13 protein-coding genes are annotated in these 14,077 nt (G+C 55.9%); 5 read left to right on the top strand and 8 right to left on the bottom strand.

The window, feature by feature from the left end; translation table 11 throughout:
• Nucleotides 1–99: 99 nt before the first annotated feature.
• Nucleotides 100–2,487, bottom strand: a complete 2,388-nt coding sequence (locus ACQQCD_RS04205; protein WP_430267152.1) for an ATP-binding cassette domain-containing protein — start codon at nt 2,485–2,487, stop codon at nt 100–102.
• A gap of 42 nt (nt 2,488–2,529) precedes the next feature.
• Entirely contained in the window at nt 2,530–2,979 is a 450-nt protein-coding gene (locus tag ACQQCD_RS04200; protein ID WP_430267151.1) for a nuclear transport factor 2 family protein, read from the bottom strand.
• A gap of 34 nt (nt 2,980–3,013) precedes the next feature.
• On the opposite strand from ACQQCD_RS04200, the gene ACQQCD_RS04195 reads away from it, so the two are divergent.
• From ACQQCD_RS04195 to ACQQCD_RS04175, 5 genes are all read left to right on the top strand, one after another.
• Entirely contained in the window at nt 3,014–3,682 is a 669-nt protein-coding gene (locus ACQQCD_RS04195; protein WP_430267150.1) for a peptide deformylase, read from the top strand.
• 10 nt (nt 3,683–3,692) lie between these two features.
• Nucleotides 3,693–4,556 carry a putative RNA methyltransferase gene (locus ACQQCD_RS04190; RefSeq protein WP_430267149.1) on the top strand — a complete coding sequence of 288 codons (864 nt, stop codon included), beginning with the start codon at nt 3,693–3,695 and terminating at the stop codon, nt 4,554–4,556.
• 69 nt (nt 4,557–4,625) lie between these two features.
• Nucleotides 4,626–5,096 (top strand): NfeD family protein, encoded by a 471-nt coding sequence (locus ACQQCD_RS04185; protein ID WP_430267286.1) that lies wholly within the window; start codon nt 4,626–4,628, stop codon nt 5,094–5,096.
• 33 nt (nt 5,097–5,129) lie between these two features.
• Nucleotides 5,130–6,149 (top strand): SPFH domain-containing protein, encoded by a 1,020-nt coding sequence (locus ACQQCD_RS04180; protein ID WP_430267148.1) that lies wholly within the window; start codon nt 5,130–5,132, stop codon nt 6,147–6,149.
• A gap of 175 nt (nt 6,150–6,324) precedes the next feature.
• Entirely contained in the window at nt 6,325–6,672 is a 348-nt protein-coding gene (locus tag ACQQCD_RS04175; protein ID WP_430267147.1) for an RNA polymerase-binding protein RbpA, read from the top strand.
• A gap of 109 nt (nt 6,673–6,781) precedes the next feature.
• Here ACQQCD_RS04175 and ACQQCD_RS04170 read toward each other — a convergent pair whose 3' ends face one another.
• The 6 genes from ACQQCD_RS04170 to ACQQCD_RS04145 all read right to left on the bottom strand — a co-directional run bounded on the left by ACQQCD_RS04170 (nt 6,782) and on the right by ACQQCD_RS04145 (nt 14,039).
• Entirely contained in the window at nt 6,782–7,519 is a 738-nt protein-coding gene (locus tag ACQQCD_RS04170; protein ID WP_430267146.1) for a polyprenol monophosphomannose synthase, read from the bottom strand.
• Between the two features lie 374 nt (nt 7,520–7,893).
• Nucleotides 7,894–9,570, bottom strand: coding sequence for an amidohydrolase (locus ACQQCD_RS04165; RefSeq protein ID WP_430267145.1), 1,677 nt, complete (start codon nt 9,568–9,570; stop codon nt 7,894–7,896).
• Between the two features lie 46 nt (nt 9,571–9,616).
• On the bottom strand, nt 9,617–12,508 hold the full coding sequence (locus ACQQCD_RS04160) for a DEAD/DEAH box helicase (protein WP_430267144.1): 2,892 nt from the start codon (nt 12,506–12,508) through the stop codon (nt 9,617–9,619).
• A 24-nt stretch (nt 12,509–12,532) separates the two neighbouring features.
• Nucleotides 12,533–13,327, bottom strand: a complete 795-nt coding sequence (gene tatC / locus ACQQCD_RS04155) for a twin-arginine translocase subunit TatC (protein ID WP_430267285.1) — start codon at nt 13,325–13,327, stop codon at nt 12,533–12,535.
• A 47-nt stretch (nt 13,328–13,374) separates the two neighbouring features.
• On the bottom strand, nt 13,375–13,656 hold the full coding sequence (tatA, locus tag ACQQCD_RS04150) for a Sec-independent protein translocase subunit TatA (RefSeq protein ID WP_430267143.1): 282 nt from the start codon (nt 13,654–13,656) through the stop codon (nt 13,375–13,377).
• 32 nt (nt 13,657–13,688) lie between these two features.
• Complete coding sequence (locus tag ACQQCD_RS04145; protein WP_430267142.1) at nt 13,689–14,039, bottom strand: hypothetical protein; 351 nt, start codon at nt 14,037–14,039, stop codon at nt 13,689–13,691.
• Nucleotides 14,040–14,077: the final 38 nt, after the last annotated feature.

Raw genomic sequence — 14,077 nt, 5'->3', positions numbered from 1 at the left:
CAGGTTCGTGGACGACGCCACCTGTTCTGCGCAATTTGCTTTTGGCGCTTTACAGATGCTGATGCGAGCCTGCATCCCGAAGACTGACGAGTTCGAGTTCTAATTGATTCGCTTCCCAACATAAGCGGCAAGGTGGCGCCCGGTGAGGGTCCCGCCGCCGTTCGCTAGATCCTCAGGCGTGCCTTCGAACACCACCTGGCCGCCCTCATGACCTGCACCTGGACCCAGATCGATGATCCAGTCGGCATGTGCCATCACTGCTTGGTGGTGTTCAATCACCACTACAGACTTGCCCGAATTAACCAGTCGGTCCAAGAGCCCTAAGAGCTGCTCGACGTCGGCTAGGTGCAGGCCCGTGGTGGGTTCGTCAAGGATATAGACCTCGCCTTTCTCAGCCATCTGCGTAGCCAGCTTAAGTCTTTGGCGCTCACCACCCGATAGCGTGGTGAGAGCTTGACCGAGTGACAGGTAACCTAGGCCAACGTCTTTGAGCCGCTCCAGAATCTTCTGAGCCGCAGGTAACGCCGCCTCTCCCCCGCAAAAAAAGTCCAATGCTTCACTAACGCCCATCGCCAGCACCTCAGCGATGTTGCGCTCACCGAGTCTGTACTCCAACACAGACGCCTGAAAGCGGCGGCCTTCGCACTCTTCACACACCGATTCAACTGTCGCCATAACGCCGAGTTCTGTATAGATGACCCCGGCACCATTGCAGGTGGGGCAGGCCCCCTCGGAATTTGAACTGAACAGTGCAGGTTTCACGCCATTGGCCTTGGCAAACGCTTTGCGAATCGGCTCGAGTAGGCCGGTGTAGGTGGCCGGGTTACTGGGCCGTGAGCCCTTGATAGCCGTTTGATCAATCACCACGACGCCATCGCGGCCGGCAACCGATCCGTGAATCAAAGAGCTCTTGCCGGAACCTGCAACACCGGTCACCACCGTGAGCACACCCAGAGGAATGTCCACTGAGACGTCTTTGAGGTTGTGTTCCTTGGCCCCGCGTACCTCAAGCACACTCTTGGACTTGCGTACCGAGGCCTTAAAGCTGGCACGGTCATCAAGGTGCCGGCCAGTGATAGTGTCACTCCCCCGCAACCCGTCAACTGTTCCCTCGTAGCAAATGGTTCCGCCAGAAGTACCTGCACCGGGCCCCAGATCCACCACATGGTCGGCAATGCCGATCATTTCGGGCTTGTGCTCCACTACCAAGACAGTGTTGCCTTTGTCCCGTAGCTGCAGCAAAAGGTTATTCATCCGCTCAATATCGTGCGGATGTAGGCCAATAGAGGGTTCATCAAAAACGTACGTGACATCCGTTAGCGAGGACCCCAAATGGCGGATCATTTTGGTGCGCTGCGCCTCGCCGCCGGACAGAGTCCCAGCGGGCCGATCCAGTGACAGGTAACCCAAACCAATTTCAGCGAATGAATCCAGCAAGTGCTGCAGCCCACGGACTAAAGGCGCCACCGACAGCTCATCAATCTGGCGCATCCACTCTGCCAGATCACTGATCTGCATGGAACACAGTTCGGCAATGTTCTTGCCCTGGATCTTGGAACCAAGGACGTCCTTGGTGAGACGGGTACCGCCGCACTCTGGGCATTGTTGGAAGGTCACAGCCCGTTCAACAAAGCGACGTACGTGAGGCTGCATAGCCTCCGGGTCCTTAGACAGCATCGACTTCTGGATCTTAGGGATGATGCCTTCAAAGGTGAGGTTAACGCCCTCAACTTTGATCTTGGTGGGCTCTGAATACAGCATGGTTTCCAGCTGCCGCTTGGTGAAGCTGGCGATCGGTTTGTCCATGGGCAGACCCATGCCCTCGAAGAGCCGCCCGTACCAGCCATCCATGGAATAGCCGGGAACAGTGAGCGCTCCTTCTTGGAGAGATAGAGAATCGTCGTAGAGGGCCGTGAGATCAATGTCGCTGACATTGCCCATACCCTCACAGCGTGGGCACATGCCTCCGAGGTATACAGCGTCTTTCACCACGTGTTTCTCAACGCGGCCAGCCTTCTCCGTGCTCATAACTCCGCCTGCACGGCGAGTGGGAACGTTAAAGGAGAACGCGGTGGGCGGTCCAACAAATGGCTTGCCCAGACGACTGAATAGAATTCGCAGCATCGCATGGGCGTCCGTGGCGGTACCCACGGTGGAGCGTGGATTAGCACCTAGCCGTTCTTGGTCAACGATGATTGCAGTGGTCAGGCCCTCAAGATGGTCCACTTCGGGCCTCGCGAGACTCGGCATAAAACCCTGGACAAAGGAACTGTATGTCTCATTAATCATCCGCTGAGACTCAGCAGCGATAGTTGCAAAGACCAGGGAGCTCTTCCCTGACCCAGAAACCCCGGTGAACACCGTTAGGCGGCGTTTTGGTAGCTCAACGCTGATGTTCTTGAGATTGTTCTCCCGAGCACCTTCTACACGAATGATGTTGTGGGAATCGGCGGAAGCGAGCTCCGCTGCGTTGGAACTCTTACTCATGCTTAGTGGCACTCCGTCGCGTGGATCGGCTAGAAATTTGTTTTAACTCAGCCATGACAAATCACCAAGGTCGATCACAGGCTCGGGGTGGTCATTGGTGAAGTAACAGTCGTAGCTATCTTGACTCTGAATTTGTCCGTTTTTTACTTCGAAGATGGAGATCACTCGGGCGCGCATTTTTTGCCCGGTATTCCAAAAATTGAGGTCCATCATGGCTGTGGCACTCCACTCAATTTCCAGTACTACCCGTTCGCCTTGAACAGTGGAGCGTTTAATTCTGTAACTCTGTTCAGACACCACTTGATGAGCTTGTTCGGCGCCGGAAAGAGTCTGCTCAAGATTCCGCGTTCCGCCCTCAGGATTAAGCGCGTGGGGCCACTCAGTGAGAATAAAGTCCTCAGCCAAGAGTGGGCGAATCTCTTCGGCTCCTGCGCCGGCTTCCATGGCCTGGACAAATTTCGTTGCGAGCTCCAACGGAGACAGTTCAGTCATGCTGTGAAGCCTAGTGCAAGGCTAAAATCCATGCATGTCCTCCTTTGACTCATCACCTCACCCAGCCGCACCAGTCTCTGCGTTCACTCCTGAGCAAGTCCGCTCACTTGTACTGCCCATCCTCGAAGCAGAGGCATTGCCACCGATCGTGCAAGTGGGACATCCAGCACTGCGCCAGCAGAGTTTGCCGTTTGATGGCCAACTCACTTCTGAAGAATTGGGCGCTTTGATCGACATCATGCGCCAAGTGATGCACAACGCCCCCGGCGTGGGCCTCGCAGCACCACAGATCGGAGTGCCTTTGCGGCTGGCTGTTTTGGAAGACAAGTTCGACGTCGGTCCGGAGGCTGTTGCCGCGCGGTCGCGGCACCCGCTGGACTTCTTCGCCGTCGTAAATCCACAGTACACAGCCACCAGCGGTGACTACGCCGAACACTACGAAGGTTGCCTCTCAGTGCGAGGGCTTCAAGCAGTTGTGAAGCGAGCCGTGGACGTTCAACTCGATTACTTCGATGTTCAGGGGCGCCAGCAGAAGGCATCGTTCAACGGTTGGCAAGCGAGAATCGTCCAACACGAGACGGACCACCTGAACGGCACCCTCTACATAGACCGCTGTTCTATTCGTTCCTTGTGTGCTGACTCCCAATACGGGCAGTGGGCCGAACTAGGTTTTGATACTGCGCGAGCCTCACTGGGCTTCTAGGATATAAACCATGCCCTCCACTGCGTTCTCACTCCTGCTGTGCCCACTCTGCGGAGCAAGATTCTCCGCCGAAACGGAGGAGAGCTCACTGAGCTGCGGCTCCGGGCACCGGTTTGACCTAGCAAAACAGGGATACGTTAATTTTCTTACCGGGAAAGGCACTGCGTTCGCTGCAGATTCTGCGGTGATGGCTGCAGCCCGGGCAAACTTTCTTGAAGCAGGGCACTATCAAGAGCTCGCACAGCGAATTGCTACCAAAGTGCCAATCACCGTTGATCACACACCAGTAGTTTTGGACGCTGGAACCGGCACTGGCTACTATCTGCACAAAGTGTTCCAGAACCACGCCGCAACGGCCGTTGCCTTGGACATTTCAAAGTTCGCCCTTCGCAGAGCTGCCAGGCTAAACCCGCAAGCGGCCAACGTGGTGTGGGACATCTGGCAGCCACTCCCCCTTGAGGCAGCCAGCGTGGACATGGTGATGGTGGTGTTCGCGCCACGCAACGCGAGTGAGTTTGCTCGTGTCCTCCGAACTGATGGAATCTTGGTGGTAGTTACACCGGGGCCGAATCACCTGCGTGAAATAGCGCAGGCCGCGGACCTGTTAGGGATTGAACACGACAAACTCAAACGCCTTGACACCACCATGAACCAGGCATTCAGCTTGCAGTCTCGCGAGGAACTTTGCATTCCCCTAGAGCTCTCACCAGCCCAAACTGTAGATCTGGCCCGCATGGGTCCGGCAGGCCACCATTTGGACGATTCGCGGGCCGAGGAACTGACACGACGGTTGGAATCTAGCACCACCGTGCATGCTGAGTTTGTTATCAGTACGTATCTTCCGCTCCCAGATTCAGAGCCCGCATCCGGCTAGGATGTTTAACAGGTGCAACGCGGCTCCAACCGGCAGTCACGCATTGCACCTAAAATCTAGGGGGAAGTGATGTTTGAATGGCTCGGCAATAACTGGTGGGCGTTATGGCTCACTGTTTTCTTGATTTGTGCCGCAGTAGAAATGCTTACCCTCGACTTGTTTTTTATTATGCTCGGCGGCGGCGCCATTGCTGCGCTGATTAGCGACTTCCTTGGGGCCCCGCTGTGGCTCGAAGTCATTATTTTCTGCTTGATCTCACTCTTGATGATCGCCCTCGTACGGCCCATCGCCCTGCGCCACCTCCGCAAAAGCCCAACTGAGCAGCTCAGTAACGTTGATCGTCTGATTGGTCTGGAAGCAGTGATCATCGAAAGCGTCAGCGAGCACGGCGGCTTGATCAAAATTGGTGGCGATACGTGGAGCGCCAGGAGCGCTGGTCCTCAACTAGAACCGGGTCAACGGGCGCTGGTCTCTGCCATTGAGGGAGCCACCGCGGTGGTTATTCCCGCAGCTCCAGGCAGCGCGCACAACAACCACTAGATTTCGTTATTCAACCAGGGGAGAGAAAAACGTATGGACACAGCAGGAGGCACCGCGCTCACCGTGGTGCTGTTGGTATTCGTCATTGTGGTGGTCATAGTACTTGTCCGCTCAGTCCGCATTATTCCCCAAGCACGTGCTGGTGTGGTGGAGCGTTTGGGTAAGTACCAGCGCACTTTGAACCCAGGTCTTACCGTCCTGATTCCTTTTGTTGACCGCTTGCTGCCGCTTTTGGATCTTCGCGAACAAGTAGTCTCCTTCCCGCCGCAGCCGGTGATCACAGAAGATAACCTCGTGGTCTCAATTGACACAGTGGTCTACTTCCAGGTCACCGACCCGCGCGCAGCCACCTACGAGATCGCCAACTACATCCAGGCCGTGGAGCAGTTAACCACCACTACGCTGCGTAACGTTGTTGGTGGCCTAAACCTTGAAGAAGCGCTCACGTCTCGAGACCAGATCAACGGTCAGTTGCGTGGTGTTCTTGATGAAGCCACTGGCCGTTGGGGCATTCGCGTTTCCCGTGTTGAGCTCAAGGCCATTGATCCGCCCCACTCCATCCAGGACTCGATGGAGAAGCAGATGCGTGCCGAGCGTGACCGCCGTGCGGCGATTCTTACCGCTGAAGGTACCAAGCAGTCCGCGATCCTTACCGCTGAAGGTCAACGCCAAGCAGCCATTCTTAAGGCCGAAGGTGACGCGAAAGCAGCGATCCTCCGAGCCGACGGTGAGTCGCAGGCCATTCAGAAGGTCTTCGACGCCATTCACAAGGGCAAACCAGACCAGAAGCTTCTCGCTTATCAGTACTTGCAGACCCTACCGAAATTGGCTGAAGGTACTTCCAACAAGCTGTGGATCATTCCCAGCGAGGTGGGCGAAGCACTCAAGGGAATTGGCAGCGCCTTAGGCGGCAAGCCCGGTTTCGACTTTGGTTCAGAAACCGAAACGCCCGACGTCGAAGCCTCCCCCACCCCGGTTCGGCCGGCAACAGTTCCCACTCCACCGGCAACACCGCCTACCGAAGCGGGCCCTGGAACTGAAAATCAGTTCTAAGAACGGTATGATTAAGTCTTTGTCCGCCTAGATCAACTACGCGGAACAAAAGGACAGCGTCCACCGTTGTTTTAAATGCAAGAATTTTGGTGTTGTTTTGCAGGCCGAGATGCGGTCTGAGCTGCAACACCTGCGCGGTTTGAGCTAACGCGCACATCAACATGAGGGAGTAAATATGAGCGACCGCAGCCTGCGAGGAATGCGACTTGGCGCCCAGAGCATGGAGACCGAGTCCGGCGTTGAGCCAGCTCCACGCCAGCGCATTGAGTACCGCTGTGCAGATGGTGAGCAAGTTTTTGTGACCTTTGCCGCGGAAGCTGAGATCCCGCCGGTCTGGACATCTAAGACGGGCAAAGAGGCTCTGCTGGTTGATGGCGAGAAGCCCACGGACGGCAATGAGAAGGCTGTCCGTACTCACTGGGACATGCTGCTTGAGCGTCGTAGTTTGGAAGAGCTCGAGACCATCCTTCAGGACCGTCTTGATATCTTGCGCGAACGTCGCGGCGAGCGTACCTCCGCCTAGGGGTTTTTCCTGAGCAGAACGTTTAACGTCTTTGGCTAAGAGGCTGGGGACTAAAAGAGCGGGCTGGCACCATATGGTGCCAGCCCGCTCTTTTAGTCTTGTGCTAGATCTAAGCTTTGTTGCTTCGCTTGTTCAAGCGCTTCCAACGATCGGCCAGACCCCACTTTGTGACGTTGATCATGGCTTCAACAACAATGTTGCCGCTCATCTTGGAAGAGCCAAATTCTCGCTCTACAAAAGTCACCGGTACTTCTACGATCTTCAGCCCGAGCTTTGCGGTACGCCATTTCAGGTCTACTTGAAAGCCGTAACCAACTGAGGCAACTTGGTCCAGACCAATTGCTTCCAGCGTTGTCCGCCGAAATGCCTTGAAGCCGGCCGTGATGTCCTTGATGCCCATGCCAAGCATCAAACGGGCGTAGGTGCTGCCCGCGCGAGAGATCAGTTGACGGTACAAGGGCCAGTTCACTACGGAGCCGCCCTTGACCCACCGAGATCCGATGGCAAGGTCTGCCCCCTGCTCAACGGCGTCTAGGAGTAAGGGCAGCTGTTCAGGCTTGTGAGAGCCATCTGCATCCATTTCAACCAGTACGTCGTAGCCAGCTTCGAGCCCCCACTTAAAGCCTGCGATGTAGGCGGCGCCCAGCCCCTCTTTACCTTTTCGGTGCAGGACATGGACTTGGCTGTCTTCTGCAGCCAAGGAATCTGCCAATTGCCCGGTACCGTCAGGGCTGTTGTCGTCTACAACCAGAACATCCGACGCCGGAACGGCGGCACGCAATCGGCCCAATGTTTTTGGCAACGATTCGAGTTCGTTGAAGGTCGGAATGATGGTCAGTACGCGCACGCGGTGGCCCTTCCTGGCAGGAGCGGTCGATATTCGCGCCACAGCAGCCCAGTCGAAAAACCGGCGGCAAGCGGCGCAACTCTCCATTATAGGTGAGATTAGCAATGGAAAATTTTACTAAAAGAGGGCAGGCCCACACGGCTTCGGGCCAGTAAGAGCCCAGCCAAAGCCGGGAAACTGTTTTCTGCTGCCGTGGGACCTGCCCTAAAGTGCCGCTACATCAGCAGGAATATGAGAAAAATACGTAGCCCCGAGTGATGCGAGTGGCCAAGTTCCTACGATCATCTCGCGGGAACCCGTTGAACAAATATGCTACGTGCTGTGACAGTCATGTCAACCATGCACTGAACTGGGATAACTCTTATCGGCCCAGTTCAGAGCCATTTGGATGCCTCATGATTTCCTGCGGAATCGAGCTGTTCAGCAGAGTAAATTTCCGTACCGTTGGCCACAGTCTGTAGACAGATCGGTTCTGCGTCACCATCGAGTGCAGGCAAGAGGGGTGTACGCGCACGCGGATCGGTACTCCACGATTGAACGCGCTCGTCGGCTACCTGAACCATCAGTTCTTCCACTTCCCACACGGCGAAGCTGGCTGGCGCACCAGGGACCAACTGTCCCAGCAAGGGATTTGATTCACGTAATGCCCGCCAACCAGCACGAGTGTGGCCAATAAATGCTGCTCGCGCAGAAATACGTTCTGAGGCGGTGTTGTGGTTCAAGCATGCACGAATACTGTCCCAGGGGCGCAAAGCGGTGACCGGTGAATCGCTACCAAAAGCTAGTGGCACTCCGGCGCGGAACATCGAAGCGAAAGGATTCATCCCAACGTGGCGTTCACCCAAACGCTGAGCGTACATACCGTCCGCGCTTCCCCATGTTGCATCGAAGGAAGGCTGGGCGCTCACCGTAACTGAATGGGCAGCAAGGCGTTCGATCGCCTGCGCGTCAGCCATTTCTACATGTTCAAAGCGATGGGCGGCGGCCCGGACGGCTCCGCCTCCAAGCTGCGTAGCTACTCTGTCCAAGGCTTCGAGGGCTGTGTCCAACGCGGCATCCCCGATCATGTGGAATCCACCTTGGAGGCCAGCTTGTGTGCAGGCAGCCAAATGTTGTGCAGCTTGTTCCACATTGAGATAAGCGGCGCCCCTCTCCCCCGCAGCGTCGGCGTAGTCGGTCCGTAGCGCAGCCGTGCGGGAACCTAGAGCTCCGTCCATATTCAAGTCGCCTGCAAGGCCGCGAACCTTGGAACCGAGTGCCTCTACAAGTTCGCGAGCCTGGGCTTCGGTGGACACTAATTGGCCCCAATATCCGTAAACCGAGGGTGTGGCTGTAGCTTGGCTGGTCCATGACGTAGCTAAGCGGAAGTCATCCATGCCCGCTATTTGTGGTGAGGACATTTCGGCCAAGGCTACGTAGCCATTGCGTGAAGCTTCGTGGAGGGCAGCGCGCTGAAACTCTTGTAGCTGACTAGGCGCAAATTTTCGGGCCAAGGGACGTACAGCAGCATGAGCTTCGCGGGTGACGAGTGAGTGAACAGCATCCCAGCCGGGCAGTGAAGTTGCCCCTGATTGTTCAGCGAGTTTCTGGGACACCAGCGCTGAATGAACATCAACGCGAGTGAGATAGAAGTCCTTGCCACCGGCGGCGCGCGCTAATTGCTCCGAAGTAGGTAAGGTATGATCACGCCAGGCTGAATTGTCCCACGAGTGACCCAAGAGCACAGCTGAACCGTTCGCAGTAGCTCCGGCCTCAATGGTGGCGAGAAGCTCTTGCGCGGAGCCGATTTCTGCGAGGTTTAGGCTGGCCAGCGCTGCGCCTGTCTCAGTCAGATGCACGTGAGAATCAACAAAACCCGGGGTAACAAGTGCACCCTGCAAATCCACAATGTGCATCGTAGAGTCGGCAATGGATGTGGCGGCTTGTTCGGAGCCAATCCACGCGACGGTGTCACCATCCACAAGCATCGCCGAAGCAAAGGGGTCAGCTGCTGAATAGACGGATCCGTTCCGGTACAAGGTGAGATTCCGGGCAGGCGTAGGGGTGCTCATTTACAGTCTTTCTCGTTGGTGCATAATTGGACGGGCCAATGATCGGTTACGCGACAGCGGAGTAGGCCACTACGCCACGTCGCAAATTTCGGATGGCCTCTTTGCACAATCGGTGCAAACGGTCGTCAATGCCTGGCACCTTTGCCAGCTGGTCCAAGAGGTCAATAACTTGTTTGACCCAACGCACAAAGTCCCCAGCAGCTAATTCGGTGCCTTTGAGAACTTCGAGCAGGTGCCGGCCCTTGGACCACTTAAAAATGGGCCACACCAAACCGAGCTCGGGTTCGCTCGTTAACGGCAGCTTATTGCGCTCTTCGACGTCTTCAAGCATTGACCATTCCCGGACCACCACGTCCACTGCCGATTCAAGTGAAACGCTGGGCATCTTTGGCCGCATACCGCGCTCTTCGCGCTTGGCTTGGTAAACCATAACGCTCGCCAGTGCGGCAAGCTCATGGGCGTCAACATCGTCGAATGCGCCGTGCCGGATCGACTGGGAGATAAGCAAATCCTTCTCACCGTAAATGCGGCGCAGACTCGCACCTTCGGCACTTATGGTGACTTTGCCGGCGTCGTCCGTGACCAAGTATTCGTAACGGGTCAGAACGTCACAAACACGGTCGAAAGTGCGGGCAATGGTGTTTGTCCGTCCCTGAATTTGCCGGACCAGCGTGTCAGTCTCGCGGCGCAACTTCCACCAGCGCTCCGCCCAACGCGCGTGGTCTTCGCGTTCGGCGCACGCATGGCAAGGATGCTGGCGCAGCTGCTTGCGAAGTGCGACGATCTTCTGCTCGGTGTCTGCAAGACCATCAGCAAAGGCGTATTGGCTCCGGGGCTTACGGCGCTTTTCCTGGTCCGGACGCTCGCGCAAGCCGTTACGAACCGCTGAAGCAAGGTCGCGCCGATCCTTGGGAGATTTAGCGTTAAACGACTTGGATATCCGGACCGTGAAAATGGGGGTAACGGGGGCGTCGAGGTCCTGAAAGCCAATCCGGCGCAATTGGTGGTCCGCCGTAAGGACGGCGGGCCGCGGTTCCCGAGCATTAAAGTCAGCGTTAAGAACGACGGCGACACCAGCGTTTTTTCCGTGCGGAATGTCTATCACGTCCCCCGGCATCAGACGGGTGAGTGAATCATCAATCAGAGACTTTTTCATCCGATTGTTGACCTTGGAGGCACCGTTCTCAAGATCCGAGAGATCACGGCGAAGTTTGGAGTACTCGCTGAAATCACCCAGATGGCAGGTCATGGATTTTTCGTAACCGGCCAACGATTCTTCGCGGCTACGCACCTGCCGGGCCAAACCTACGACTGAGCGGTCAGCTTGGAACTGGGCAAAGGAGGATTCCAATATTTCGCGCGCTCGTGGCCTACCAAACTGTGCAATGAGGTTGATACTCATGTTGTAAGTGGGGCGGAAGCTCGAGTTCAGTGGATAGGTACGGCGAGAGGCCAAACCAGCCACCGCGGTGGGATCCGTGCCAGGCTGCCATAGAACAACCGCGTGACCTTCAACGTCGATCCCTCGCCTGCCCGCACGGCCGGTCAGCTGCGTGTACTCCCCCGCTGTGATGTTCACATGCGCTTCGCCGTTGTATTTCTCGAGCTTTTCCAGAATCACCGTGCGGGCTGGCATATTAACGCCGAGCGCGAGGGTCTCCGTGGCATAAACCAACTTCACGAGGTTGTCGGCAAAGAGTTTCTCGACGACTTCCTTAAAGGTTGGCAACATCCCAGCGTGGTGTGCGGCGATTCCGCGCAGCAGGCCCTCGCGCCATCCCCAAAAGCCAAGGACGTCTAGGTCATCTGAAGGAATCTCCTGGGCAGCCTCATCTACTCTTGAAGCAATAATTTGTTGCTCACGCTCTGTAGTGAGCCATAAATTAGCAGCTACACACTGTTCTACAGCTGCGTCGCAAGCTGCGCGGGAGAAAATAAAGCTGATAGCGGGTAGTAAGTTTTGGCGGTCTAGGCTGGCCACAATCTGTGGGCGTGTGGCACGGCGAACGGGGCTGCGCTGCTCCTGCCCTGAAATGTTGCTTTGTTTGTAGCGGTTCTGCCGATCTTGCTGGCGCCGGCTCCGTCCGCCATGACCAAAGCGGCCACGGTGGTTCATCTGCGTTTCATTCCGGGCCATTTTGAGCAATTCCGGATTGACTACAAAACGGTCTTTAACGTCTTCTGATGTAGTTTTCGAATCGATGGCCGGGCCCGTTGGCGCTACCTCGTCAAAGGGGGTATCGGTCCCAAACAGGTCTACAACTTCTTTGCCCACCATCACGTGTTGCCACAAGGGCACTGGGCGCGTTTCAGAGACAATCACGTCAGTATCACCGCGCACGGTATCTAGCCATGCGCCAAATTCTTCAGCGTTAGAAACGGTGGCGCTCAACGAGGCAAGTTGGACCTCTGTGGGTAAGTGGATGATGACTTCTTCCCACACTGCACCACGGAATCGGTCAGCGAGATAGTGGACTTCATCCATCACCACGTAGCCCAAGTCATCGAGAGCCTCTGAACCGGCGTAGAGCATATTGCGCAGAACTTCAGTGGTCATGACCACCACCGGTGCGTCACTGTTGATGTTCGTGTCGCCGGTGAGCAAACCTACATTTTCAATCCCGTATTTGGCGCCGAGCTCTGTGAACTTCTGGTTACTCAGGGCTTTGATGGGAGTGGTGTAAAACGCCTTCAGCCCGCGTTCTAGCGCCAAGTAGATGGCGAATTCGCCAACAATTGTTTTTCCGGCCCCGGTGGGAGCAGCAACGAGCACTCCCCTGCCCGCTTCAAGGGACTGGCAGGCCTTGAGCTGAAAATCGTCCAAGGCAAACTCAAGAGTGGACGCAAATTGTCCAACTTTGGTGCGTGCCATCTCTTGTCTCTTGGCCGCCGCTTCGTATCGTTGGGACGGCGAGAAAGTCTCCGATGGTGATGACATACTTCCAGCCTAATAGCCGTAGGCCTAGAGGTTCTCCAGATCCTGCAATGGCGTGGCAATATCTGCAGTGGCGTCTGACTCTTGCTGCGCCTTGGCCACACGTGCTGCACGGCGTTTGTCGTTGATAATGCACAGGCCGATGGCAGCAAAAAAGAGAATCAAAAGCGGTCCGGCCAACATAAACATGGATAGGGCGTCGGCACCAGGAGCGGCGACGGCCGCCAGGACAAACACCAGAAATACAGTGATGCGCCAAGATTTCAAAATGGTTCGTCCCGAAACTATGCCTGCCATGTTGACACCGACGAGCACCACAGGCACCAAGAAGGCGATGCCCAAAAAGAGGAGCATGTGGGTGGCAAAGGTCAGGTACTCAGAGGCGTCAACGTTGTTAGCACCGTTCTGGGGAGTGAATTGCAGCAAGGCACGAACCACAGTGGGGATAACGGTCCAAGCCACGAACACACCGGTCAAAAAGAGAGGCACAGCTGCGGCCATAAAACCAAGCGAGTAGCCGCGTTCTTTTTTGGTCAGACCAGGGGTGATAAATCCCCAGATTTGGTAGATCCAGATGGGGCTGGAGATCACCAAACCAATTTGGATCGCGATTCGAATCTTAAAATCGAATGGCGAAGCTACGGAGGCAAAGTTCAACACCGCTGTGCGGTGAGACTCCGCCGCAATCCTGATCAGTGGGTCCGAAAGACTGTTAACCACCGGATCATAAAGGAACCACCCAGCAACGGCACCGAGAATAATCCCGATGCCAGCTTTAATGAGCCGGTTCTTAAGTTCCTTGAGGTGGTCCCAGAGGGCCATACGACCCTCTGGGTTGGACTTTCGGCCCTTCGTCACTGCCACTTGAGTCAGGCGCGGTTCGACGGCGGGACGTCAGTTCCGCCGTTGGTGTTGCCGTTCTGAGTCGGAGCATCAGAGTGGTTAACTATCTTGCCTTCAACAGGATCAGTTACGTCACTCTTGGTCTCGCTCTTGCCTTCATCCTTCATCTGCTTAACTTCAGATTTCATGATGCGCATTGACTGGCCCAGGCTGCGTGCCATTTGGGGCAGCTTGGGGGCAGCAAAAAGCAATAGTGCCACGATGATAATAATTACGATGGGCCACGGGCCATCAAAGAGTCGTCCCATTGGAAGTCCTTTCCTCTGCGTACATCCTACGTCTATCTCATACCTATGTCGTGCAGTGTCCGCGGTTGGTGACGCGCCACTTTGCGGGCCACACGTTTAACCCGACGTAGTTCTTGGCGTTCTGCCTTGCCGGCGCGGTATTCGGCCCTGACAGTATCCGGATCAGCGAAAATTCCCAAGCCGGGACGTTCCGCCGATGCATCATCAGACGAGCCTTCAACGCTGCGCGAGTCCAAAAAGTTTCCCAGTTTTGCGCTGGACTCCTCGAACTCCTTAAGCAACGCCATAAAACCGCGGAACAAGCGAATGCCTAGCACCACAAAAATAAGCAAGGCGATAGCCACAAGGGCTACCCACAACAGAATCCATGACCACCAAGGCATTCGAGCAGTCTACCTTCCTCGATCCACACGCTTGTATG

The sequence above is a fragment of the Pseudarthrobacter sp. J1763 genome (assembly GCF_050490295.1).
Classification (GTDB): domain Bacteria; phylum Actinomycetota; class Actinomycetes; order Actinomycetales; family Micrococcaceae; genus JBNPEO01.
Note: the sequence above shows the minus strand (reverse complement) of the source record. Positions and strands in the feature narration are given on the sequence as shown.

What these genes read in the sequence shown, in the direction of transcription:
- ACQQCD_RS04180 (WP_430267148.1), top strand. Translation starts at nt 5,130, where the DNA reads ATGGACACAGCAGGAGGCACCGCGCTCACCGTGGTGCTGTTGGTATTC.
- ACQQCD_RS04165 (WP_430267145.1), bottom strand. Translation starts at nt 9,570, where the DNA reads ATGAGCACCCCTACGCCTGCCCGGAATCTCACCTTGTACCGGAACGGA.
- ACQQCD_RS04160 (WP_430267144.1), bottom strand. Translation starts at nt 12,508, where the DNA reads ATGTCATCACCATCGGAGACTTTCTCGCCGTCCCAACGATACGAAGCG.
- ACQQCD_RS04175 (WP_430267147.1), top strand. Translation starts at nt 6,325, where the DNA reads ATGAGCGACCGCAGCCTGCGAGGAATGCGACTTGGCGCCCAGAGCATG.
- ACQQCD_RS04185 (WP_430267286.1), top strand. Translation starts at nt 4,626, where the DNA reads ATGTTTGAATGGCTCGGCAATAACTGGTGGGCGTTATGGCTCACTGTT.
- ACQQCD_RS04195 (WP_430267150.1), top strand. Translation starts at nt 3,014, where the DNA reads ATGTCCTCCTTTGACTCATCACCTCACCCAGCCGCACCAGTCTCTGCG.
- tatC (WP_430267285.1), bottom strand. Translation starts at nt 13,327, where the DNA reads ATGGCCCTCTGGGACCACCTCAAGGAACTTAAGAACCGGCTCATTAAA.
- ACQQCD_RS04190 (WP_430267149.1), top strand. Translation starts at nt 3,693, where the DNA reads ATGCCCTCCACTGCGTTCTCACTCCTGCTGTGCCCACTCTGCGGAGCA.
- tatA (WP_430267143.1), bottom strand. Translation starts at nt 13,656, where the DNA reads ATGGGACGACTCTTTGATGGCCCGTGGCCCATCGTAATTATTATCATC.
- ACQQCD_RS04200 (WP_430267151.1), bottom strand. Translation starts at nt 2,979, where the DNA reads ATGACTGAACTGTCTCCGTTGGAGCTCGCAACGAAATTTGTCCAGGCC.
- ACQQCD_RS04205 (WP_430267152.1), bottom strand. Translation starts at nt 2,487, where the DNA reads ATGAGTAAGAGTTCCAACGCAGCGGAGCTCGCTTCCGCCGATTCCCAC.
- ACQQCD_RS04145 (WP_430267142.1), bottom strand. Translation starts at nt 14,039, where the DNA reads ATGCCTTGGTGGTCATGGATTCTGTTGTGGGTAGCCCTTGTGGCTATC.